21 protein-coding genes are annotated in these 22,012 nt (G+C 67.3%); 9 read left to right on the top strand and 12 right to left on the bottom strand.

Features of this window, described 5'->3' with window-relative positions; all coding sequences use genetic code 11:
• Positions 1–100: 100 nt before the first annotated feature.
• Entirely contained in the window at positions 101–490 is a 390-nt protein-coding gene (locus tag A5713_RS28110; RefSeq protein WP_156751729.1) for a hypothetical protein, read from the bottom strand.
• 474 nt (positions 491–964) lie between these two features.
• Here A5713_RS28110 and A5713_RS03520 point away from each other — a divergent pair, with 474 nt between their 5' ends.
• Positions 965–1,681, top strand: coding sequence for a sensor domain-containing protein (locus A5713_RS03520; RefSeq protein WP_231980238.1), 717 nt, complete (start codon positions 965–967; stop codon positions 1,679–1,681).
• A 24-nt stretch (positions 1,682–1,705) separates the two neighbouring features.
• On the opposite strand, the gene A5713_RS03525 is transcribed toward A5713_RS03520, so the two are convergent.
• Positions 1,706–2,587 (bottom strand): CoA ester lyase, encoded by an 882-nt coding sequence (locus tag A5713_RS03525; protein WP_068092538.1) that lies wholly within the window; start codon positions 2,585–2,587, stop codon positions 1,706–1,708.
• Between the two features lie 165 nt (positions 2,588–2,752).
• On the opposite strand from A5713_RS03525, the gene A5713_RS03530 reads away from it, so the two are divergent.
• Positions 2,753–3,676, top strand: coding sequence for a class I SAM-dependent methyltransferase (locus A5713_RS03530; RefSeq protein ID WP_068092541.1), 924 nt, complete (start codon positions 2,753–2,755; stop codon positions 3,674–3,676).
• Between the two features lie 48 nt (positions 3,677–3,724).
• Here the strand turns inward: A5713_RS03530 and A5713_RS03535 are convergent, their stop codons facing one another.
• Both A5713_RS03535 and zwf read right to left on the bottom strand, forming a co-directional pair.
• On the bottom strand, positions 3,725–4,165 hold the full coding sequence (locus A5713_RS03535; protein WP_068092545.1) for a nuclear transport factor 2 family protein: 441 nt from the start codon (positions 4,163–4,165) through the stop codon (positions 3,725–3,727).
• A gap of 44 nt (positions 4,166–4,209) precedes the next feature.
• Positions 4,210–5,709, bottom strand: a complete 1,500-nt coding sequence (zwf, locus tag A5713_RS03540; RefSeq protein ID WP_067916979.1) for a glucose-6-phosphate dehydrogenase — start codon at positions 5,707–5,709, stop codon at positions 4,210–4,212.
• A gap of 162 nt (positions 5,710–5,871) precedes the next feature.
• Here zwf and A5713_RS03545 point away from each other — a divergent pair, with 162 nt between their 5' ends.
• Positions 5,872–6,054, top strand: coding sequence for a hypothetical protein (locus A5713_RS03545; RefSeq protein ID WP_068092549.1), 183 nt, complete (start codon positions 5,872–5,874; stop codon positions 6,052–6,054).
• Here the strand turns inward: A5713_RS03545 and A5713_RS03550 are convergent.
• Positions 6,051–7,544 carry an FAD-dependent monooxygenase gene (locus A5713_RS03550; RefSeq protein ID WP_255398335.1) on the bottom strand — a complete coding sequence of 498 codons (1,494 nt, stop codon included), beginning with the start codon at positions 7,542–7,544 and terminating at the stop codon, positions 6,051–6,053. The two genes, A5713_RS03545 and A5713_RS03550, sit on opposite strands and share 4 nt — an antisense overlap.
• A 112-nt stretch (positions 7,545–7,656) precedes the next feature.
• The gene (gene hrpA / locus A5713_RS03555; RefSeq protein WP_068092553.1) at positions 7,657–11,562 is read right to left on the bottom strand and encodes an ATP-dependent RNA helicase HrpA; all 3,906 of its coding nucleotides are present in this window, start codon (positions 11,560–11,562) and stop codon (positions 7,657–7,659) included.
• A gap of 115 nt (positions 11,563–11,677) precedes the next feature.
• Between hrpA and A5713_RS03560 the strand changes: the two genes are divergently transcribed.
• Positions 11,678–12,451: an enoyl-CoA hydratase/isomerase family protein gene (locus A5713_RS03560; RefSeq protein WP_067919711.1), complete on the top strand. Its 774-nt coding sequence runs from the start codon at positions 11,678–11,680 to the stop codon at positions 12,449–12,451.
• 115 nt (positions 12,452–12,566) lie between these two features.
• Positions 12,567–13,244, top strand: a complete 678-nt coding sequence (locus A5713_RS03565; protein ID WP_067919709.1) for a cutinase family protein — start codon at positions 12,567–12,569, stop codon at positions 13,242–13,244.
• 4 nt (positions 13,245–13,248) lie between these two features.
• Here A5713_RS03565 and A5713_RS03570 read toward each other — a convergent pair whose 3' ends face one another.
• Together A5713_RS03570 and A5713_RS03575 are read right to left on the bottom strand one after the other, a co-directional pair.
• Entirely contained in the window at positions 13,249–13,923 is a 675-nt protein-coding gene (locus tag A5713_RS03570; RefSeq protein WP_068092555.1) for an IF2 family translation initiation factor, read from the bottom strand.
• Positions 13,924–13,949: 26 nt separating this feature from the next.
• Positions 13,950–14,507: a general stress protein CsbD gene (locus tag A5713_RS03575; protein ID WP_068092557.1), complete on the bottom strand. Its 558-nt coding sequence runs from the start codon at positions 14,505–14,507 to the stop codon at positions 13,950–13,952.
• 268 nt (positions 14,508–14,775) lie between these two features.
• Between A5713_RS03575 and A5713_RS03580 the strand changes: the two genes are divergently transcribed.
• The gene (locus tag A5713_RS03580) at positions 14,776–15,030 is read left to right on the top strand and encodes a hypothetical protein (RefSeq protein WP_067919695.1); all 255 of its coding nucleotides are present in this window, start codon (positions 14,776–14,778) and stop codon (positions 15,028–15,030) included.
• 28 nt (positions 15,031–15,058) lie between these two features.
• On the opposite strand, the gene A5713_RS03585 is transcribed toward A5713_RS03580, so the two are convergent.
• The 4 genes from A5713_RS03585 to A5713_RS03600 form a co-directional block, all read right to left on the bottom strand.
• Positions 15,059–15,904, bottom strand: coding sequence for an MOSC domain-containing protein (locus A5713_RS03585; protein ID WP_068092560.1), 846 nt, complete (start codon positions 15,902–15,904; stop codon positions 15,059–15,061).
• Positions 15,905–15,984: 80 nt separating this feature from the next.
• Entirely contained in the window at positions 15,985–16,266 is a 282-nt protein-coding gene (locus A5713_RS03590; protein WP_102417426.1) for a DUF732 domain-containing protein, read from the bottom strand.
• A 228-nt stretch (positions 16,267–16,494) separates the two neighbouring features.
• Positions 16,495–17,268 (bottom strand): C39 family peptidase, encoded by a 774-nt coding sequence (locus A5713_RS03595; protein WP_067919684.1) that lies wholly within the window; start codon positions 17,266–17,268, stop codon positions 16,495–16,497.
• Positions 17,269–17,455: 187 nt separating this feature from the next.
• Positions 17,456–18,796 (bottom strand): PPE domain-containing protein, encoded by a 1,341-nt coding sequence (locus tag A5713_RS03600; protein ID WP_067919682.1) that lies wholly within the window; start codon positions 18,794–18,796, stop codon positions 17,456–17,458.
• A gap of 369 nt (positions 18,797–19,165) precedes the next feature.
• On the opposite strand from A5713_RS03600, the gene A5713_RS03605 reads away from it, so the two are divergent.
• The 3 genes from A5713_RS03605 to A5713_RS03615 are packed head-to-tail and all read left to right on the top strand — an operon-like array spanning position 19,166 to position 22,006.
• Complete coding sequence (locus A5713_RS03605; RefSeq protein ID WP_067919680.1) at positions 19,166–20,338, top strand: glycosyltransferase; 1,173 nt, start codon at positions 19,166–19,168, stop codon at positions 20,336–20,338.
• Between the two features lie 51 nt (positions 20,339–20,389).
• Positions 20,390–21,433, top strand: a complete 1,044-nt coding sequence (locus A5713_RS03610) for a bifunctional 2-polyprenyl-6-hydroxyphenol methylase/3-demethylubiquinol 3-O-methyltransferase UbiG (RefSeq protein WP_068092562.1) — start codon at positions 20,390–20,392, stop codon at positions 21,431–21,433.
• 24 nt (positions 21,434–21,457) lie between these two features.
• On the top strand, positions 21,458–22,006 hold the full coding sequence (locus tag A5713_RS03615) for a tat pathway signal sequence (protein ID WP_068092566.1): 549 nt from the start codon (positions 21,458–21,460) through the stop codon (positions 22,004–22,006).
• Positions 22,007–22,012: the final 6 nt, after the last annotated feature.

The following is a 22,012-nucleotide window of genomic DNA, read 5'->3' on the forward strand; positions in this document are numbered from 1 at the left end:
AGGGCACCCCGACCCGCGGAGCCAACGGTAGAGCAACGCGTATCCGGCCGCCCGTCTGCGCAACCCGATTCCGTCATACGGAGGTGGCTGGATCAGCGGGTCAAGGGTTCACGTTGGGGCACACCTGTTTGATCCAAGCGGTGAGCGCGTCCCGGTTGGTGTCGAGATCGGGGTCGTCGGGCCGCGCGCCGCCGGTGGTGACGAAGTGCTCGATCGCGGCCTTGACCGTGTCCGGCGGACCGTACTTTTCCAGCGTGTCGGCGTACTTGCGCGCCTTCTCGGGGTTGTTGGCCACCATCAGGTTGTCTTTGGCGAAGGAGATGTCCAGGCAGGTGGACTGGTCGAACGACTGGGCTTGCGTGGAGGGCGGTGTAGTTGGCGGCGACGACGTGGACGCCTGCGGGGACGACGTCGGTGCCTGACTCGCCGTCGAGCCTGACGCCGATGTGCCGCTCGAACACCCCGCCGTGAGGATCGCGAGCGCGACCATTGCTGCGGACGTAATCCGGTGTAGCCGCATCGCAGGCTCCCTTGTTCCGAAATGGTGTTTGCTGGGCGGAGCTTACCGGCAGCCGGCGATCGCCGGGCGCACTTTCAAGCGCTGTTTACGTCGGAGCCATTCCGCGAGGTGCGCGGCGATGGGATCCGTACCATCCGCTTTTGTTGACCTAGGAAACCCTTGAACTGCGAATCATTCTGCGCTGTCGACGCGCGTCGAGCCCCGACTTCTCCATGCGGACCCGGCGCGTGCCATCACCTCGGTGGGTGAATCACCGGCGCTTCGACAAATGAGCCGACGGTCATTTCGGGTGAGTTTGCGCAATTTGCTGTCACAGCGGATATGCTTCCGTCCACCTCTCGCTTTGATCGGCGCATGTGCCGGCCGCGCCGAAGTTTGAGGCCGCTACGCGACGACAAAAGGGTGTGCAAACGAATGCGCCGAATACCAACCGCAGTCTCGGCCGTGGCCATCGGATTGCTGATCGCCGGGTGCGGCGGCGGTAACCAGGGCGGCTCCGGCTCGTCGCCCACGACGTCGTCGCGGCCGCCGGTGGCGCAGGCCGCACTGCCCGGCTTACTGCTCTCGTCGGCGGATATCGACAGCGCGCTGGGCGTCACCGGATCCAAGAGCAAAGAAAAGACGGACAAGCTCCAGGACGACAACGCGAAGCAGCAGTGGCCCGCCGGGTGGAAATTCCCTGACGATTGCCTCTTCGCCATCGGCCCCGGGGAGGCGCCCGTTTATGCCGGCAGCGGCTACACCGCGGCCAGCGGCGACGATGAGGTCGCAGCCCTGCCGCCGAACTCCAACGAACCGGATCCCGAGGTGAGCCAGGTGCTGGTGCTGTTCCCGTCCGCCAAAGAGGCGAACGGTTTCTTCACCACCTCGGCGCAGCGGTGGCCGGTCTGCGCCAACCGCCAATTCACGACCCCGGCCGGGCCGGACAGCCCTGAGACGGCGTGGCAGGTGGGGCCGGTCTCCAACACCAACGGCATGCTGAGCAGCACCCTGACGATGACACTGCGCGACAACGGCAACGTCCTGCTGACCATGACCTGCCAGCGCGCGCTGACGGTGCGCAACAACCTCGCGATCGATGTCGGCGTCGTCCGCAAGGACCCCGCGGACTTGGCTACCAAGCTCGCCGGACAGCTCGCGGGCAAAGTCGACAAGCAGTGAGTCGCTTGGCTCCTGGCGTGGCGCCTACGAGGCGGATGCCAATTCCGCGATGAGCTCGGCGAGGGTGAGAATCCGCTCGGCGTTGCGGACGTGCAGGCTCTCGATCATCCGACCGTCCACCGTGATGACACTGGTGCCCGCGGCCCGCGCCTCCTCGTAGGCCGCGACGACCTTGCGGGCGTCGGTGAGTTCCTCTTGCGAGGGGCCGAACAGGTCGTTGGCCGGCCCTATCTGGGACGGATGAATCAAAGTCTTGCCGTCGAAACCCATTTCGCGGCCTTGCCGGGCCTCGGCGCGAAACCCGTCTTCGTCGGTGATGTCGTTGAAGACCCCGTCCAGGATCACCTTTCCGGCCGCCCTGGCTCCCAGCACGGCCAACGCCAGCGCGGGCACGACGGGCGCGCGCCCGGGCACGTGCAAGCCGTGCAGATCGTTCACCAGGTCATTGGTGCCGACCACCATTGCCGCCAATCGGTCGCTGGCCGAGGCGATCTCCTCGGCCCGCAGGAAGGACCGCGGCGTTTCGATCATCACCCACAGCCGCAACGACTCGGGCGCGTCGAGCGCGTCGAGCGTTGCGGCCAACGCTCGAACCTGGTCACCCGACTCCACCTTCGGCACCAGCACCCCCTCGGCGGTCGAGCGCGCCACAGCCGCCAGGTCCTCGTCGTGCCACTCGGTGTCCAAACCGTTGATGCGCACGACGACCTCCCGGGGGCGGTAACCATCGGACGAGATCGCGTCGCACACCGCCGCCCTCGAATCGGCTTTGGCGTCAGGCCCGACGGCGTCCTCGAGGTCGAAGATGACCACGTCGGCGGCGAGCGATTTGCCCTTCTCCAATGCCCGAGGCTTGTTGCCGGGCAGGTACAAGGCCGAGCGGCGCGGGCGCAACGTGGGTGCCATCAACCGATTCGCCTCCTGTCGTGGAGCTCATGGGTGCATAGTGACCGCGGCATAGGCAGAAAGTACCCTTCGATTCGGGTGGTTTAGCCGCGCGGTTGGTCTGCGGTGAGCCTCCGGAACGCGAATTGGCCGCCGCGGCGGCGCAATCCCGGGAGGGAGCAGCGAATGTCAACACTTGGCTCCGCGCGCACCGAGGGTGACAGCTGGGATCTGGCCTCCAGCGTCGGGGCGACCGCGACGATGGTTGCCGCGTCCCGGGCGCTGGCCTCCCGTGCGCCAGACCCGCTGCTCGACGACCGGTTCGCCGAGCCCTTGGTGCGCGCCGTCGGCCACCCGTTCTTCGTCCGCATGCTGGACGGCGAGATCCCGCTCGACAGCGACGACATGCCCTTGACACTGCAGCAGCGTCGTGAGCAGATCGCCGTGCGCACCAAGTTTTTCGACGACTTCCTGACGTCGGCGACCGCGGCGGGCATACGTCAGGCCGTCATCTTGGCGGCCGGACTTGACGCTCGCGCCTACCGGTTGCCGTGGCCGGCGGGCACGGTGGTCTACGAGGTCGATCAGCCCGCGGTCATCGCGTTCAAAGGCGACACGCTGGCCCGGATCGGGGCCGAACCGACCGCCGAACGCCGAACCGTGGGTATCGATCTGCGTGAGGACTGGCCAAAAGCCCTACGAGAGAATGGCTTTGATGCCGCCGCCCCCACGGCGTGGATCGCTGAGGGTCTGCTCCCGTACCTGCCACCGCAGGCACAGGACCGGCTGTTGGACAACATCACCGCGCTCAGCGCGCCGGGCAGCCGGCTGGCGACCGAGAACATCACCGACATGGGCGTGTTCAGCGATGAGCGAGCCCGGGCGATGCGCACCACGTGGCGGAAGCACGGGCTGGACATCGATGTCGCCGAACTGGTGTGGCACGGGGAACGCCAACCCGCCGGCGAGCACCTGGCCGCCACCGGCTGGGTCGTCACCCCTTACCCCACCGAGCGGCTGTACGCCGACTACGGCTTCGCCGTTCCCGACAGCGAGATCTTCAAGACTTTCCGGGGCGCCGTCACCTACATCAGTGCCGAAAGGGGCTGAGCGCGGCCTCCTCCGGTGGGCTGCGGAAAGCGGAGGGAGTTCGCGCCCCTAGCTTCCGTCTGCCCGGTGGTACTCATCGTTGATGAGGATCTGAACGCCCCGCCATCCCCAGTAGACGCGGTGGGCGGTGATCAGCCCGTCGTCAATCTCCATGACCTCGACGAAGTCCATCTGGGGACCGTTCGGGGTCTCGCGCGGGTATTCCCACGTCGCGCGGTGCCCATCGGTGAAGAATCCGGCGCGGTGGTACTGGCGTTCATCGGGTGTACGAGCAACGACTTCGGTGAGGAAGGGACGCAGCTCATCGTGACCCCGGCATACCCCCGGGCCGCCGAGTATGTGAGCGGCGACCGGGCTTTCCAGTACCGCGTCCTGCGCATAGCAGGCCAGCAGCCCCTCGACATCGTGCTCCGCGAGTGCCTTCTCCCATGCATGAGTTACCGCTTGGATGCTGGCGACGTCATCTCTGGTGTTGGTCTTATTCGTCATATGCCCTGGGTTGCCCGGGATGGATCCGGCTAACCGGGGTGCAATCAGCCCCTGACGTCCCGCCACTCGCGCTCGAACGGCAGCCGCCACGCATTGGGTGCGATCAATTGATGAATGGCGTTGGGGCCCCAGGTGCCCGGCTGGTACATCTTCGCCGGCGGGGGGTCGTCGAGCAGTTCCTGCGAACGCTCCCACAACGATTCGATGCCCTCGGCGGTGGTGAACAGCGTGTGATCGCCACGCATCGCGTCGAGGATGAGCCGTTCGTACGCCTCCAGCACGTCCACCACGGTGTCGATCTCCTGCGAGGAGAACTGCATGGACAGCTTGTCCAGCTTCATGCCGGGGCCCGGCCGCTTGCCGTAGAACGACAGCGACACCTTCGAGTTGTCGGCGAGGTCGAAAGTGAGGTGATCCGGACCTTGAGTCCCGACCCCTGAGCCGGGCGGGAACATCGTCCGGGGCGCCTCCCGGAACGCGATCGAGATGATGCGGATGCCCTCGGCCATCTTCTTGCCGGTGCGCAGATAAATCGGCACGCCGGCCCAGCGCCAGTTGTCGATGCCGACCCTGAGGGCGATGAACGTCTCGGTGTCGGAGTCCTTGGCCACACCCTGTTCGTCGCGGTATCCGTTGTACTGGCCGCGCACCACTTCGGACGGCTTGACCGGCAGCATCGACCGGAACACCTTGTTCTTTTCTTCGCTGATGGCAAAGGGCTCGAGGGCCGTCGGCGGCTCCATGACCACGAACGCCATCACCTGGAACAGGTGGGTCACGACCATGTCCTTGTAGGCGCCGGTCTCCTCGTAGAAGTTCGCCCGCTGATCCAGGCCGAGGGCTTCGGGGATGTCGATCTGGATGTGGTCGATGAAGTTGCGGTTCCAGATCGGCTCGAACAGGCCGTTGGCAAAGCGGAACGCCAAGATGTTCTGGGCAGCCTCCTTGCCCAAGAAGTGGTCGATGCGGAAGATCTGGGATTCCTCGAACGTTTCGTGCACGAAGTCGTTGAGCGCCACCGCGCTGGCGAAGTCGGTCCCGAACGGCTTCTCCATCACCACCCTCGAGCGCTCGACGAGCTTGGCGTCGCGCAGCATGGTGATGACTTGACGCGCGGCTTTCGGCGGCACCGACAGGTAGTGCAGACGCCGGACGTCGGGACCGAGTTCGGCCTCGGCGTCGGCGACCGCCGCGGCCAGCGCTTCCGGTCCGGCGCCCTGCGGGACGTAGGTGACGATCTTCGCGAAGTTGGCCCACTGTTCGGGCGAGAGCTTGTGCGTGCCGAACGAATCGATCGCCTCTTTGGCGATCTCGCGAAATTCGTCGTCGCTGAGGTCTTCCAGCGACGTTGCGACGATATGGATATCGGGTGCGAGCTCGGACTGGTCCAGGTAGGCCAGACCGGGGATCAGCTTGCGTTTGGCCAGATCCCCCGTCGCGCCGAACAGGACGATGACGTGGGGGTCGAGTCGTTCGGTCTGGTGGCGGCGGGGGCGTCCGTCGGCCGCCGGGTAAGAGATGGTCTGCGGTTTTTTGTCGGCCACAAGTGCGATACTTCCACCGCCGCGGCGTTATGTCGCGTCCGTCACCGCCAGCTGGTCAACCCGACGTGGACCAAGATGAACCGAGGATCACAGGCCCCCACCGGGTTACCACCAGGCTGACGGGGTACTGGATACCGACGGCACGGCACCCGACCACAGTCAATGGGAAGTGATATGACGAAACCCGACAAAGACCTGCGCGGTCATTCTCAGGAGCTGGAGGACATCGTCGACCAGCTCGAGGAGAAGGTCGCCGACGACCGGGAGGCCGAGGGCGTTGCGGGCAAGCCCAGCGACCGGGAACGCACCCCCACCCGCGGCTCGGGCGACGAACCGCCGGACTAGCAGCTAGAAGAGCGCGAGTCGCCGCACCACGCGTCGAGCGCGTCGCCAAGCGCGCAACCGCCGTATCCCTCGACCCAGGCGACATGTCCGTCCGGCCGGATCAAAACCGCGTCGGGAGCCGCGACCGCGCCGAGGACCGGAAGCTCCCACGTACCCGCATATTGCGCGTCGATCAGCTGAACCCGGTTCGCCCATGAGGCTACGTCGAAACGGCCGGGTTCACCGAGGTTGAGCAACACCAGCCGGGCCCGGTGGAGCAGCGTGAAAACCCGCATCGGGCCGTCGTTCGTGGTCAGGTCGAGGTCGGGCATGCGGCGTCCGAGCAGCGGGTGCCCGTCGCCCAAGTCGTAGTGGATATCCAGGCCGGCCATCATGCCGGCGAACCGTTTGCGGGGCTCGTCCATCTCGAGGAGCTCGGACATGGTGTCGCGCAAGGCCTTGGTGCGGTCGTCCGGGCGAAGAAGCGCCATCTGCGCGATCGAGTTCCGCAGCACCCGCGCGGCGACCGGGTGCCGTTCGGCGTGGTAGGTGTCGAGCAGGCTGTCCGGCGATGTTCCGTTGACCACCTGTCCCAACTTCCATCCCAGGTTGACCGCGTCCTGCACGCCGGTATTGAGGCCCTGTCCGCCGATCGGGTGGTGGACATGCGCGGCGTCACCGGCGAGCAGGACGGGCCCGGCGCGATAGGTTGCGGCCTGCCGGGCCGTGTCGGTGAATCTGGAAAGCCAAGCGGGACTGTGGATCCCGTAGTCGGTCCCATAGACGGCGATGAGCGCCTCGCGGAGCTCACGCAGGCTGGGTTCGCTCGCGGGGCCCAGGCGTTGCTCGGTGACCATCACCCGCACCCGCCCATTGTCGGCCGCGGCCAGCGAATGAACCCCGACCGCGTCGTGACGGATCCCCCACACCGGCGAATCGCCTGTGCCCGGATCCATTTCGACCTCGGCGAGCAGATAACTGGTGGTCGGTTCCCACCCGGTGAAGTCGATGCCTGCGGCCTTGCGGACCACGCTGCGTCCGCCGTCGCAGCCCGCCAGGTACTCCCCTTGGAGAGATCGCCCATCGGACAACGCAACGCCCACGCGACCATGGTCTTGGGCGAGGCCGGTCACCTCGCATCCGCGGTACACTCGCACCCCCAGCTCGTGCACCCAGTCGGCGAGTATCCGCTCGATCTCGTTTTGCCACAGTGCCAGACCGTACGGATGCCGGGTGGGAAAGTCGCTGATGTCCAGACGGATCTGGGAGAACCCGGTGACCTGGGCGACCTGACCGCGGGCAAGAAACCGATCGGCGATTCCCCGCTGGTCGAGGACCTCGATGGTGCGCGCATGCAAACCCCCCGCGCGGGCGCCGACGAGGTCCTGGTCGGCGCGCCGCTCGACGATCGCCACATCAACCCCCGCCAACGCCAGCTCACCGGCCAACATCAGCCCCGTCGGGCCTCCCCCGACAACCAGCACCCCATGGTCGACGTTCCTGTGCGACAACAATTCCCACCCCCGGTAACAGCGAAAACGGACTTCGGCCAGCGATTGTGCGGCATCACCCGGGCCTTGCCGCAAGCCCCCCAGTGCGCTATAGGTTGAGAGTGGGAGGGGATTAATCCGCCGGACGCTCCCACAGCCCGTCGAGGGCTCGGTAAATCCGCTGCTCGCTCACCGGCCGTGGGGTGCCCAGCTGTTGCGCCCACAGGCTCACGCGCAATTCCTCGAGCTGCCTCGCGATATCGCGGACGTCGTCGGCCGCCCGCCGCGCGGACGGCAGCGCGTGCAGCAATTCGTCGTAGGCGCGCTGGACGGCGTGCACCCGCAGCATCCGCTGTTGATCCGCGTCGATCCCGTGCGGCAGCCGGTCGAGGCGCCGGCGGATCGCGTTCAGGTAGCGGGTCAGATCGGCCAGGTGGGCGCGTCCGGTGGCGGTAACGAACCCCGGCGGCAAGAGTCGGTTCAGCTGCGCGCGGATGTCGGCGATCGCGTCGCTCTGCGCGAGCGGCGGCTGGTCGGGCAGGAGCAGCTGCACGTCCTGGGCGGCGGCCAACACCCGCTCCACGCGGGCCGCAATGTCGGTGGTCGCCGACACCATGTTCTTGCCGGCCCGCTCGCGCAGCGTGGTGAAGTCGTCGCGGGTCCACACCGGCCCGGGTATCAACGTGTCGGCCGCGGCGTCGGCGCAGTCCTCGAGCAGCGCGGTCAGCGAGCCATCCGGGTTCGACCCCAGTGCCAGCCGTGTTCGCGGGGCCAGTTGTCGCTCAACGGCTTTGATCGGTGACGCCGCACTGAGCCGCACCAATCGGCGCAGGCCCGGCCCCAGCATGTGGTCCCGCTCCGCCGACGTCGCGAACACCCGCAGGTCGACCGCGCCACCGGCGTCGACGAAACCGGGAAAGCCCCGTACGGTGCGTCCGTCGACCGTCTCCTCGACGACTTGTGGCAGCGCGTCCAGGTCGGCGGGCCAGGCACGCAGCCCCGTTCGTTCCAGCTCGCCGGCGACCGCCTGCGCGACGGCCCGGCGGGCGGGCGCGGCCAGCCGTTGTTGCAGCGCATCGAGGTCTTTGCCGCGGGCGATCTCGGTGCCGTCGCCTGATTCGACCGCGAAGGTCACGCGCAGATGCGCGGGCAGCTTGTCCAGGTCGAAAGCGTCGATGGGCACCAGAACGCCGGTGCGACGGCGCAACTCGCGCTGCAACGCTTCCAGCAGCGGCTCGCCGGCCGGATCGATCCCGTCGAGCACTGCGCGGGCGGTGTCCGGCGCGGGAACGAAGTTGCGGCGCAAGTCTTTTGGCAGGGAGCGGATGAGGGCGGTCACCAGCTCCTCGCGCAGCGCCGGCACCTGCCAGGCGAACTCGTCACCACCCAGCCGCGCGAGCACGTCGATCGGCACGTGCACCGTGACGCCGTCGTCGGCGGCGCCGGGTTCGAACCGGTAGGTCAGGGGCAGGCTGAGATCGCCCGAATGCCAGGCCGTCGGCCGCTCGGTGTCGGCGGTGTCTCCGGTGCGCAACAGGTCGTCACGAGTGAACGTCAGCAGCTCGGGGGTGTTGTGCCGCTGCTTGTTCCACCACGCGTCGAAGTGCCGCGCCGACACGACGTCGGCCGGGATGCGCGCGTCGTAGAGCGCATAGACCTCGTCGTCGCCGACGAGCAGGTCGCGGCGGCGGGCCCGCTCCTCCAGTTCTTGGAGCTCGGCGCGCAGCCGAGCGTTGTCGCGGAAGAAGTGATGACGCGTCTGCCAGTCGCCCTCCACCAATGCGTGCCGGATGAACAACTCCCGCGCCACCGCCGGCTCGATCCGGGCGTAACCCACGCGGCGGCGCGCAACCAGGGGCAGGCCGTACAGCGTCACCCGCTCGTAGGCCATCACCTCGCCGCGCTTGGGGTCCCAGTGCGGTTCGCTGTGGGAGCGCTGCGCGAGGTCGCCCGCGACGCGCTCGACGACCTCCGGCTGAACGCGCGCGGCGGTGCGCCCGTAGAGGCGGCTGGTTTCCACCAGTTCGGCCACGACCACCCAGCGGGGCGGCCGTTTGGTCAGGGCCGAGCCCGGCGCGAGGACGAAGTGCGAGTTGCGCGCGCCGAGATACTCGCGCCCGTCCTCGCGGCGCATGCCGACATGCGACAGCAACCCCGCCAGCAGCGCCGCGTGCACCCGTGCGGGGTCGGCCGGGTCGCCAGACTCGCTGACGCCCAGGTCGCGCGCGATGCCGCGTAGCTGCCCGACCAGGTCCTGCCACTCGCGGATGCGCAGATAGTGCAGGAACTCATCTCGGCACATCCGGCGGAATTGATTGCCGGACAAGGTCTTACGCCGCTCCCCTAGGTAGCGCCAGAGGTTCAGGTAGGACAGGAAGTCGGAGTCCTCGTCGGCGAAACGCGCATGCTTCTGTCGAGCCGCGTCCTCGCGGTCGGTGGGCCGCTCCCGCGGGTCGTGGATGGTCAGCGCCGCGGCCAGCACCAGCACCTCTGCCACGCATCCCTCGGTCTCGGCCTGCAGAATCATCCGGCCCAGCCGGGGATCGACCGGCAGCCGCGCCAGGCGGCGGCCGAGTTCGGTGATGGCGCCCTGGGCGTCGAAAGCCCCCAATTCCTGCAGCAGTTGCACGCCGTCGCGGATGCTGCGCCGGTCCGGCGGGTCCAGGAACGGAAAGCTCTCGACCTCGCCGAGGCCCAGAGCCGCCATCTGCAACAGCACCGCGGCGAGATTGGTCCGCAGGATCTCCGGGTCGGTGTAGCGCGGACGGGCCGCGAAGTCCTCCTCCGAGTAGAGACGGATGCACACACCGGCCGCCACCCGGCCGCAGCGGCCCGCCCGTTGCGCGGCCGACGCCTGGGAGATCGGTTCGATCGGCAACCGCTGCACCTTCAGGCGACGGCTGAAGCGTGAAATACGGGCATTGCCCGGGTCTACGACGTAGCGGATGCCGGGCACGGTCAGTGACGTCTCGGCCACGTTGGTCGCCAACACGACGCGGCGCCCGGTGTGCGGTGCGAACACCTTCTGCTGCTCGGCGGTCGGCAGCCGGGCGTACAAGGGAAGCACCTCGGTGTTCTCCAGTCCGCCCAATGCCTCTGCGGTGTCGCGTATTTCGCGTTCACCCGAGAGGAATACCAGGACATCCCCGGCCGGCTCGGCCTCCAGCTCACCGATTGCGTCGACGATCGCCTCGACCTCGTCACGCGTCTCGGTGCGCACGATCTCGTGGTCGGGGTCGTCGGGGTCATCGTCGGGACCGCTCGACACCGGGACTTCGAGCGGTCGGTACCGGATCTCGACCGGGTACGTCCGCCCGGACACCTCGACGATCGGCGCGCCCCCGAAGTGGTCCGCGAAACGCTGCGGCTCGATGGTCGCCGAGGTGACGATCACTTTCAGGTCGGGGCGGCGCGGCAGCAGCTCGCGCAGGTAACCCAGCAGGAAGTCGATGTTCAGGCTGCGCTCGTGCGCCTCGTCGAGGATCAGGGTGTCGTAGCGCAGCAGGCGGCGGTCGCGTTGAATCTCGGCCAGCAGGATGCCGTCGGTCATCAGTTTGACCAGGGTTCGGTCGCTGACTTGATCGGTGAATCGCACGGTGTAGCCGACCGTCTCGCCCAGGGGGCTGCCCAGTTCGTCGGCGATGCGCTGCGCGACCGTGCGGGCGGCCAGCCGCCGCGGTTGGGTGTGTCCGATGGTTCCGCGAACGCCGCGGCCGGCCTCGAGGCAAATCTTGGGCAGCTGCGTGGTCTTGCCCGAACCGGTCTCGCCGGCGACCACCACGACCTGGTTCGCTCGCACCGCATCGGCGATCTCCCGGCGCCGCGCGCTGACGGGGAGGTCGGGATAGGCGATGGTCGGCACCGCGGCTTGCCGGGCGGCGACGAGCGCCTCCGCCCCGGCGATCTCCTCGGCGAGGTGGCGCAGCTTGTCGGGTTTGGCGTCGCGCAGGTTCTTCAGGCGCCTGCCCAGGCGCGCGGCGTCGCGGGTGGTCAGACCGTCAAGGCGCGTGCGCAGTTCCGCGCGGGACAGTTCGGCCATTTCGGCCAGGATAGGCGTGCGCTCGACGCATCCCGCCGCCGAGCGTGGGGCCCGTGGACGAATTCCCGCCAGTTTTCATCCCTAGGGCCCACACTCGGCGCCCTAGGGTTAGCCCATGAGCCTCGTCACCTATCAGCTGGACGACCACATCGCCACCATCACCCTCAACCGTCCCGAGGCTCGCAACGCCATCAATGGGTCGCTCCGCCAAGACCTCAACGCGGCCTGGGAGCGGTTCCGCGACGACCTGGACGCCTGGGTCGCGATCCTGACCGCGAACGGCAGTGTCTACTGCGCGGGTGGTGACCTCAAGGACGGCGAGGGCTCGGTCGGCACCTTCGGCGGAACGTTCTGGGAGAAGCCGACGGTCAACTCCTTCGAAAGCGGGATGGAGCTGTTCAAGCCGACCATCGCCGCCGTGCACGGGCCTTGCATCGGCTATGGATTGACGGGGGTGTTGTTCTGCGACTTCGTCATCGCCAGCACGGAGGCCAGCTTCTGCTTTCCCGAGGTGTCGATCGGCGTGCCGACCATCGTCGGGGCCATTCGGTTGCCCCAGCGGGTCGGCTGGGCCAACGCAATGGAGCTGCTGTTGACCGGCAAGCCGATGAGCGCGGAGCGCGCCAAGGAGATCGGCCTGGTCTGGCGGCTCGTCGAAGCGGATCAGCTGCAGGCCGAGGCCAAAGCGTGGGCCCGCACCCTCACCGAGGCCGCCCCCCTGGCCCAGCGTGCGACCAAGGAGGTGGCGTGGCGCACGGCGGACATGGGCTGGGTCGAATCCGTCCGCTTCGGCGAAACCATGCGCAAGGTGGCAGGGGCGACCGAGGACGTAGCCGAGGGACTTCGGGCCTGGGCCGAGAAGCGCAAGCCCCAGTGGCGCGGCCACTAGCTGTGGCTGAGCGATTACGTTGCGCCGCAACGTGACTCGGCCGGATGCGCTCACATGCTGATGGGAGCGCCTACCGCCGGGGCCGGCGCGCCCGGTGATGTGACAGGATTTCGGCATGACTGCACGGAGAGTTGCTCGCATTGTTGGCGTCCCGGTCGTGGCGATGTGGGCGGGGCTGAGCGCACCCCTGTGGGGATCTTCAGCCGCTCCCGTCGCCGTTGCCGATCCGTGCACCGACGTCTCGGTGGTGTTCGCCCGCGGCACCCACCAGGAGCCCGGTCTGGGCAACATCGGCCAGGCATTCGTGGACTCGCTGACGTCGCAGCTCGGCGGCAAGTCCGTCGATGTCTACGCGGTGAACTACCCGGCCAATGACGACTACCACAACAGCGCGAACGCCGGCTCCAACGACGCGAGCACTCATATCCAGGACACCGTGGCCAGCTGCCCGAACTCGAGGATCGTGCTCGGCGGATACTCGCAAGGCTCGACGGTGATCGATCTTGCCACCAACGCGATGCCGGCCTCGGTCGCCGATCACGTCGCCGCCGTCGCCCTCTTCGGCGAGCCGACCAGTGGGTTCTCGACCATGCTGTGGGGCGGCCAGCCGCTGCCGACCATCAACCCCGCGTATGGATCCAAAACCATCAGCCTGTGCGCCCCCGACGACCCGATCTGCTCGGGAGGCGGCAACATCATGGCGCACGTGTCCTACATCGACGCAGGGATGACCGCTCAGGCCGCTACGTTCGCGGCCAACAAGATCAACCAGGGGCCGGCGCCGCGCGTCTGACGCGTCAGTCGTTCGCCCGCTCCTCTTGCCGCTGTTGCCGCTCGGCGGCGGCCAGGTGCGCGACCCGGTCGGCCTCGGACCGCTTGTCGGCGGCGTCGCCCAGCTTGTCCTCGGCCTCATCGATCTTCGCTGCGGCGGCCTTGGATGCGGCCTTCTCGGCGGCCTGAGTCCTGGTCTCGACCTGGCGTTTGGCCGATTCGACCGTCTGCTTCTGCCGGTCCGCCGCCTCGTCGGCCCGGCGTTTGGCCGCGGCGCTCCGCTGCTGAGCCGACTGCGCCGCCTCCCGTTTGCGTTGCTCGGCGGAGTTGCGCGCCTCTTTGACCTCTTGCTGCGTGGCCGCCTGCGCTTCCTCCCGCTCCTCGATCGCCTGATCGCGGGCGTCCTTCAGCTTTGCGTCGGCCCGTTCCCGGCGGGTCGCGGCCTTGGCATCCAGCTGCGCGGCGCGGCCCAGCGCGTCGCTGCGCTCGATCAGCGCCGTACCCCGCTCGACGAGTCGCGGGTCATCGAGCGCATTACCGACGGTGGTGTCCAGCATGCCGAGTGAGCGCTCGAAGAGCAGGCGCGCCGGTGCCTCGTTGGGGATGCGGGTGACGACTTGGTCCTCGATGAGCTGCAACGGGACACGGGCGAGTTGGTAGTGAAACCGCAGAACGGCGAACGGGAGTTCGGAAATCTTCATCAACTTCTCCTGGGTATGGCCCGCCGTCAGGGCAGGTCGGCTTCGTTGGTCACGTTCTGAGCTTCGCGGCGAAGACGGTCGGCCTCCGACTCGTCGTTGCGGGCCACCTGCACCGATGTCTGGTGCTCGGCGACGGCGTCGACGATTTCCTCGGAGGCGTCACGAATCTCGGCTCGCTCGTCGGCCTTCGCCCGTTGCATTTCGTGCTGTGCGTCCAGCTCGGCCTGTGTCTTCTCGGCGGTCGCCCGCTGCCGCGCGGCCTGCTCGGCCGCGTGCTTCTGGGCCGCCTGCCGAGCCTCGATCGACTCCTCGGTGGCAACGGCCTGCGCGTTCGCCGCGACGCGCTGTTGGGCGCCTTCCACCCGGGCTTCGGCAGCGTCGTCCTGCGCCTGCTTGGCCTGGGCCTCCGCGACGGCCTCCATCGCGTTGGCTTCCTTCCGCTCGTGCGCCTGCGTTTGCTCGAGTTGACCCTCGGCGGTCAGCGATTCGTTGCCGGTGACCGCCCCGAAGACCTCTTTCGCTTTGCCCTTCACCGAATCGACCAGGCCCCTACGGGCTTCCTCGGCTTTGTTCTGTTCGCTCATCGGCAGTCTCCTCGCGGCGTTAGCCAAGCACTGAGTTCGTTCGTTGGTGTCACGCTCAGTGGTTCCACCGATGCCGCAGATCAAACACCCGTGTGACCTGGGTCACGCGCACACCGGAACGCCTCGGATCGTCCGCTACTGACGAGTCATCAAGCACGACAACGAAAGTCATGCACTCTACCGGGGCCGCGGGCCGGTCACCGGTGCCGTCGCCGGCATCACGCCGGGCGAAAATCCTGAAATCGACGGATCGGCTACCGTCGACGTTATGTCCGAAGTCTCGGGTAACGCCCCAATCGACGACGTCAGCCCTGGCGACATCATCGCCGTCGACCGCGGCTCTGGTGAACGGCCCTACAAAGTGGTGTTCAAAGACGCCACCGGCGAACGCTACGTCGTGACGTTGCAGGACGACGACGGGGAGACCTTCCAGCTCGACCTGGCCGCCGGCACCACGGTGAGAAGGTCGCTGGCGTCGAAGTGGGAGTCTGCGCAAAGCCCCACCCCGCACGCGGAAACCTAGATAATCGCGTCCACGGCCGCGCCCCCGCTTATCCGCCGACGGTGACGCGGTCACCGACGCGGATCACGCCTTCCGCCGCCACCGCCAGATAGGCGCCCGCACACGGCTGAGGGCCATGACCGCCGGTGTCCCAACGGTTCTCGGCCGCCGGCGTGCGCAGCGCCTGCGGAGCGCGCGGCAGTGGGCCGTGTTCAAGCGTCGGCACCACGCATCGTGACGTGGCCGTCAGCACGCGCAGGCGTGCATCACCGACGACGATTTCCGTTCCGACCCAGTCGTTTTCGGCGTACGGCGGGTAACCCGGTGGCGTCCCGATCACGATGTTGGGCCGGTACCGCAGCGCTTCGACGCCGATGTGTTCCAGCGTGGCCGTGGTGATCGCGTGCAGTGGGGCCTCGTCGGTGAATGCGTCACCCGGGGTGGCCTGGGCGATCTGAAGGATGCGGCCGCCGACCTCGGCGTCCAAGCCCAGCTCCAGTAACTTCTCCGGGTCCGGGCGCACCAGCGTGGCGCGTTCCGGGCGCTGAGTGATCAGTCGGACCGGTCTTCCCAACAGCCCCGAGAGCAATTCGTCGATGCCCGGATCGTCCACCGCCATGCTGGTTCCGTCGGGCAGACCGATCGTCACCCGCCCAGCCTCTCGGTTGGCGGTGCACTTCAGCAGGCCCCGCCATAGCCTGGCGTTCTTGGCGCTCGCCACGTGACCGGTTGCGGTGTCCAACAGCGCGAGTCGCCGGTCGCCCTCCGCGCCGTGCTCGTCGACGAAGATGCTAGGTACGGTTTCGCCGAGCATCGACTTCACCGGGTACCGGAGCAGCCCTTCCACCCGCAGGCCGGCCGCGGCGGCGCCCCGAAAGGCCGTCGAATTCTGCACTGCCACCCTCACTCGGCGAGCCCACACGAACTGTCCCGCTCAGAGTATGCGGGAAGGGCTCAGGCCGGTGGTGAGGAAGATCAGCCCGGGCAGTAGGTGGATTCCGCCGCGCTGACCCAACCGGTCATGTCGGCGAACGTGAAGCCCTTGGAGCTCATGCCGGAGTGCAGGTCCGCGGCGATGGCGTCCGGTGTTTTGCCGGCCATCCGGTCGGAGCAGACCGCATGCCCCAGAGCGATCATGTCGGAGTCACTCGACGAGGGCCACGAGAAGCCGAGGTTGTGCAGTTTCGCCAAGTACGCGTCGTCGGTGGCGTCGGCCGATGCGATCGCGGGGCTTGCGGTGAGGGCAGCGCCAACCATAACGGGAATTGTCAATTTAGCCAGCCAACGCGGAGGAAGCATTTCGTGCCCTTCTTTTCTTGTCGGAGTCGAGTTGCGGCCAGTATATGAGTCGGCGCTGCCGGCGAATATTAAAATTGGGCAAATTGCTCACCCATGAAACCGGGCCGGTGTTACGTGTTTCTGGTGGGTGCAGCGTGAGCATCGATCGACGAGTTCGGCGACTTCCGGTCACGGACGGCGGGGTGTTCAGCCGGCGGGCGCGGTGACGATGATCGACTCCTGACCGGTTTGCCACGCCGTCGTGAAGACCGGTATCGCGACCTGTTCGTCGGGGTGCTCGGCCCCGGGGTCGTTGAGGTGGATGATCTGGTTGTTGGTGTCGATCCCGGTCACCACCACGAAGTGGTCGGCCTTGGTCCGCTGGTCGCTGGTGTTCCAGATGACCGCGGAGTTGACCCAGGCGATGACCTTCCGGTCATGGGCGAGGTACCGCTCCAGCGCGGGTAATCCGGTTTGATCCGGATGGTCCGAATAGGTCATTTCGGACTTGATGCCGTAGTGGTCGAGTAGCACCACCGCGTCGGCCATTTCGATGCCGCCGTTGCCGTTGGTGTGGCTCGGGTCGCTGCGCGGTGCGTAGACGGGTCCGGGGTTGGTCTGCGAAGGCGTCGACTCCCCCAGTGCGATCATCTGCTGTTCCGTCGGCGCGTGACCGGTGATCTCACCGACCACGTCGGCGACGGCCATCAGCCCGCAATTGTCCTCGAGCGACTGGGGTTGCCAGAACTCGGCAGCCGCGCCGGGGTCACCGTAGATACCGTTTCCGCCCGGCGGCGCCCCGCCGGCCGCCTGCGACGGTGGCTGATTGCTGGGAGCGCTGCCGGCAGTCGTCGTCGACGCGATGGCTTGCGGTGCCGGTGGCGACGGACGACACGAAGACAGCGGCGCCACACCTGTCAGAGCCACGCACGCCAAGAGCACCGCGGTGCCGACCGCGGGCGTGATCCGGGAGGTGGACATGAATGCTCGTCGAGGTTCGATCAATAAAGCTTGAAAGCTTTCACACGGTAGCAGTTAATGCGTATCGGTGACACCGCCTCTCGAAAGAACGCACCGACATACAAAAATCACACGAAACAATTGCTGATGACATCTGTCGATATTGGACGCGTTTTGTCGCCACGCGAATGTCTCGCCGCGGACGGCCTCAGTGCGGAAGCAGGCGCTGCTTTTGCTCGATGAACTCGTCTTCGGTGATGATCCCGGCGTCGCGCAGGGATGCCAGCTCGCGGAGTTCGGCGGCGATGCTGGTGATCGGGCCACCGGCGGGGGCCTGGGACGCGGTGCTGGCGTCCGGCGTTCCCTTTTGCGTGGCGGTCCTGAACCGTTCGGCACGTCCCGTAACGGCAGCGGTGCCCGTGCCCGCCATCGCGCGCCCGGCCATGCTCGCCGCGGCCATTTCACCGAACAGGCTTCCGGAGCCGCTGGACGACGCCTGGGCGGCCGCGCCGACGCTGGTGGCGGGCAGGGCGAGGGCGGACGGGCGGATCGCCGGCGCGGCGGCCGCCCAGGCCGGCGGTACCGACAATCCGCCGACCATGTGCGCCTCGCCGAGGCTCGCCGTCGCCACCGATCCCCCCGCCAGGTTGGTGATCACCGGGAAGGGCGTGGGCGGAATGGGCGCCCACCCGGGCCAGGACTGGACGCCCGCCCAGCCGCTGACGATGTCGTCCGTGTGGAAACCGGTCAGGGCTCCGGCAACGTCGTAGGGAAGGGCCACTAAGGAAGAGGCGAGTCCCGCGGACCCGAGTTCTGGATCGGCGAACACCGCACTCAAGTCGGCCAGCAGTCCCAACAGGTCTCGCCCGCCGAAGCCGAAATCGAGGGGGCTGGCGAGGCTGGTGAGCGCATTGGGCGTCGCGGCGAAGGCTTGCTGCGTCGAGGAGAGGGCGCTCTGCACCTTCCCGGCCGAGGTGCCGGTGGCCTGGGTGAGGGCGGCCGCTTGCCGCACCGGCCCGCCCTGCGCGGTGCTCTGCTGTGGCGAGGCGAACGGCGTCAATCGCGTTGCCACCGCCGATGACGCCGCGTAGCCGTACATGGCTGCGGCATCTTGCGCCCACATCTCCGAGTACTGCGCCTCGGTGGTCGCGATCGCCGGGGTGTTCTGCCCGAAGACGTTGGTCGCGATCAACGACATCAGCAGGCTGCGATTGGCCGCGACGACCGGGGGCGGCACCGTCTCCGCGAAGGCCGCCTCGTAGGCGTAGGCAGCGGCTCTGGCCTGATTGGCCGTTTGCTCCGCCTGCGCCGCGGCGGTCCTCGCCCAGGCCACGTAGGGGGCGGCCGCGGCCGCCATCGCCGCCGCCGAGGGACCCAGCCAGGGCCCACCGGTCAGGGCCGTGATCTCGGCCTGATAGGCGTCCGCCGCGGAATGCAGTGCGACGGCCAGCTCGTCCCAGGCCATCGCGGCGGCCAGCGTCGGTGCCGACCCAGGCCCGGTGTACATCCGGGCCGAGTTGATCTCCGGAGGCAGCGCTGCGAAATCCATGTAGTCGGTCTCCTCCGGACGGTTCAGTGGGCGGCCACAGCGTTAACGGCCTGCAACGGGCCGTTGTGGGATAGCCCAACGGACAGCAAACAAATCGTGATCCTTCTAAGTACTACAGGTCTGGCAACGGCCGACGACCGTCTGTCACCCCCTGACCGCGCGGCGGACGTCTCAATCGCTTCGACATGCCCCTCTGACCTGGAATAGCGCGCTGTGGGCGCCGACGGTCACCGATAAGTTACCGCCGTTATTGCACGCGTGCCTGTCATTGGCGCGGGACGCGTGCACGGCGTCAGCGAGTTCCCGCCGCGCAATCCCGATGCGGACGGTCTGCTTGGATCGATACCACCACCGCGAGTGAGGTCGTTGATGAGAATTGTGCTGGCAGGCTATGGCAGCCGGGGCGACGTCGAGCCCTGCGCCGCCGTCGGTCGCGAGTTGCTCCGCCGCGGGCATGAGGTGCGCATGGCGGTCCCGCCCGACATGCTCGGCTTCGTCGAGGCGGCCGGTCTCGACGCCGTCGCTTACGGGCCCGACACAGGACAGCAGATCACCGAAACGACAGATTTCGTGCACCGTGTTCAGGATCCGATCAGCGCTCTGCCCCAACTCATGGAGCGCGTCAACCAGGTGTGGGCGGACAAGAACTCGGCGCTGGCTTCGTTAGCAGAGGGTGCCGACTTACTGGTGGCTGGCATGAACGAGCAGCGGTTGGCGGCCAACGTCGCAGAGTTTTACGGAATGCCGTTCGCCGCGCTGCATTTTTTCCCCGCACTGGCACTGGAACTCGGGGGGTACCAGGAGCAGGTGACGAATGTGGCCGAAGGCCTGCAGCGCGAGGCGCTGGGGTTACCCGAAGCTGCCGGATCATTGACTCGGGACGTACTGGAGATCCAGACCTACTATGAGATTTGCGTGCCCGAGTTGGCCAGCGAGTGGGCAACATCCGGGCAGCGGCGGCCGTTCGTGGGGTCGCTGACGCTGGACATGCCCGCCGAGGTCGACGACGAGGTGTTGTCGTGGATCGCCGACGGGACGCCACCCATTTACTTCGGCTTCGGTAGTACGCCGGTGACATCGCCCGCGGAAACGGTCGCAGTGATCAGCGGGGCGTGCGAACAGTTGGGCGAACGAGCGCTGATTTGCAGCGGCCCAAACGATTTCAGCCACGTCACGCGGGCGGCCCACACCAAAATTGTGGACGCGGTCAACCACGGCGCCGTTTTCCCCACATGCCGCGCGATCGTGCATCACGGGGGCGCGGGTACCACCGCCGCGGGCATGCGGGCCGGGGTCCCGATGTTGGTGCTCTGGCTTTGGCTCGATCAGCCGATCTGGGCCTCCGCGGTCAGCCAGTTAAAAGTGGGCATGGCCAGACCTTTTTCGGAATCAACCTACGATTCCCTCATCGCGGATCTGCGGTCCCTGTTCGCCGCGGACTATGCCACGCGGGCACGCGAGCTCGCTACCGCGATGACCAAGCCCGCCGAAAGTGTCGCGATGGCCGCCGACCTCCTCGAAGGCGTCGCCCGCTCGGGCTGATCGGCGCGACTCTCAGTGGTGCTAAGCGGCCGGGTCGTGTAGAAGGTTCTGGTGCAGGATCAGCCTTCTGACCCCTTCGATCCGTCGATGCTTCACGAAGCGATAGTCAGGCGGTTGTATCGCCGATCGATGGCCGAGGGGCACATCCGGGTGCCCGCAGTGCCCGCGTTGATCGACGAATATGTCCAGTTGTGCGGCAACGTCTGTGCCACCCTGGGCGTCTGGTACACGCCCGAACAGTCGTCTCAGCTCAGGGCCACCCTCGAGGCGGAGCTGGCGAAGGGTTTCAAGGCTTCGCCCCGGTCCGACATTGTCATCTCGTTCAACGCCCCCTTCGGGACGAGCGTGAATTTTCGGGTCAAAGCCGAATGGCGCAGCCTCGACGCCGATTACGACGAGTGGGTGGCCGTCCGTCCGCCGCCGCTCTTCGGCACCGAGCCCGACGCGCGCGTGCTGGCGCTGGCCGCCGAGGCACCCGATCCGACGACCTACCGCGTGCTGGACGTGGGTGCGGGAACCGGGCGCAACGCTTTGGCCCTCGCCCGTCGCGGCCACCCGGTGGACGCGGTCGAGATGGCGTCGAAGCTTGCCGATGTCATGCAATCGGAGGCGGAGCGCCAAGCGCTGGCAGTGCGGGTGATTCAGAGCGATGTTTTCACCGCGATGGAAAGCGTCCACGAGGAATACCAGCTGATGGTGCTCTCCGAGGTGGTGCCCGACTTCCGGACGACCCATGAGTTGCGGGGCATGTTCGAACTCGCCGCCGCTTGTCTGGCGCCTGGCGGGCGTCTGGTGTTCAACGCCTTCTTGCCGCGCGAGGGATATGTTCCGGACAACGTCGCGATGGAACTCGGCCAGCAGTGCAACACCATGATCTACACCCGCGACCAGATGGCGGGTGCGGCGGACGGTCTTGATTTCGAATTGGTTGCCGACGATTCCGCCTACGAATACGAGAAGGCCCACCTGCCCGAGGGCGGCTGGCCGCCCACGGGCTGGTTCGAGGGATGGGCCAACGGGCTCGATGTGTTCGACGTCGACCGCGAGCGCTCGCCGATCGAGTTGCGCTGGCTGGTCTACGAGAAGTCGACCTGAACAAAGTCGAATATCGTTGCACCCATGAGTGATATGGAACCGAACCGGCGATCGTTGCTGCTGGCAACGCCCCTGTTATTGGCGGCGCTGGCGGCCGGTGACAAGGCGGACGGTGTGGGAGACATCCAGTTGTCGCCGCCGCCGAAGACCGGCCCCGACCCCGCCGAGACGTTCGTCCTCCCCTACCAGGACATTGGTTTCCGGCCCTGGGGCAATCTGCCCCCGCGCAGCGGGGAAATGGCCGTGTTGTACGGCGACTTCGACCGGCCGGGACCCTATCTGGTCATGATGAGGTGGAATCCGGGTTGGTTCAGCGCGCCACACACCTATGCGACCGACCGGATTCAGGTCGTGGTGTCCGGCACGTGGTTTGTCAACAGCGGCAACGGTTTTGAACCCAAGGACGCTGTCCCGGTCGGGCCGGGCGGTTACGTCAAGCGGGTTGCCCGCACTCCGCACTACGATGGCGTTCCGGCCGACCGACCCGACCCCGCAGTGATCGCCGTTTTCGGCACGGGACCCGTCGACATGCAGCTGATGGACCCCACCCAGCCGTCGTGGCGTCAGGTGTGATGCCGC

The sequence above is a fragment of the Mycobacterium sp. E2497 genome (assembly GCF_001668695.1).
GTDB lineage: Bacteria > Actinomycetota > Actinomycetes > Mycobacteriales > Mycobacteriaceae > Mycobacterium.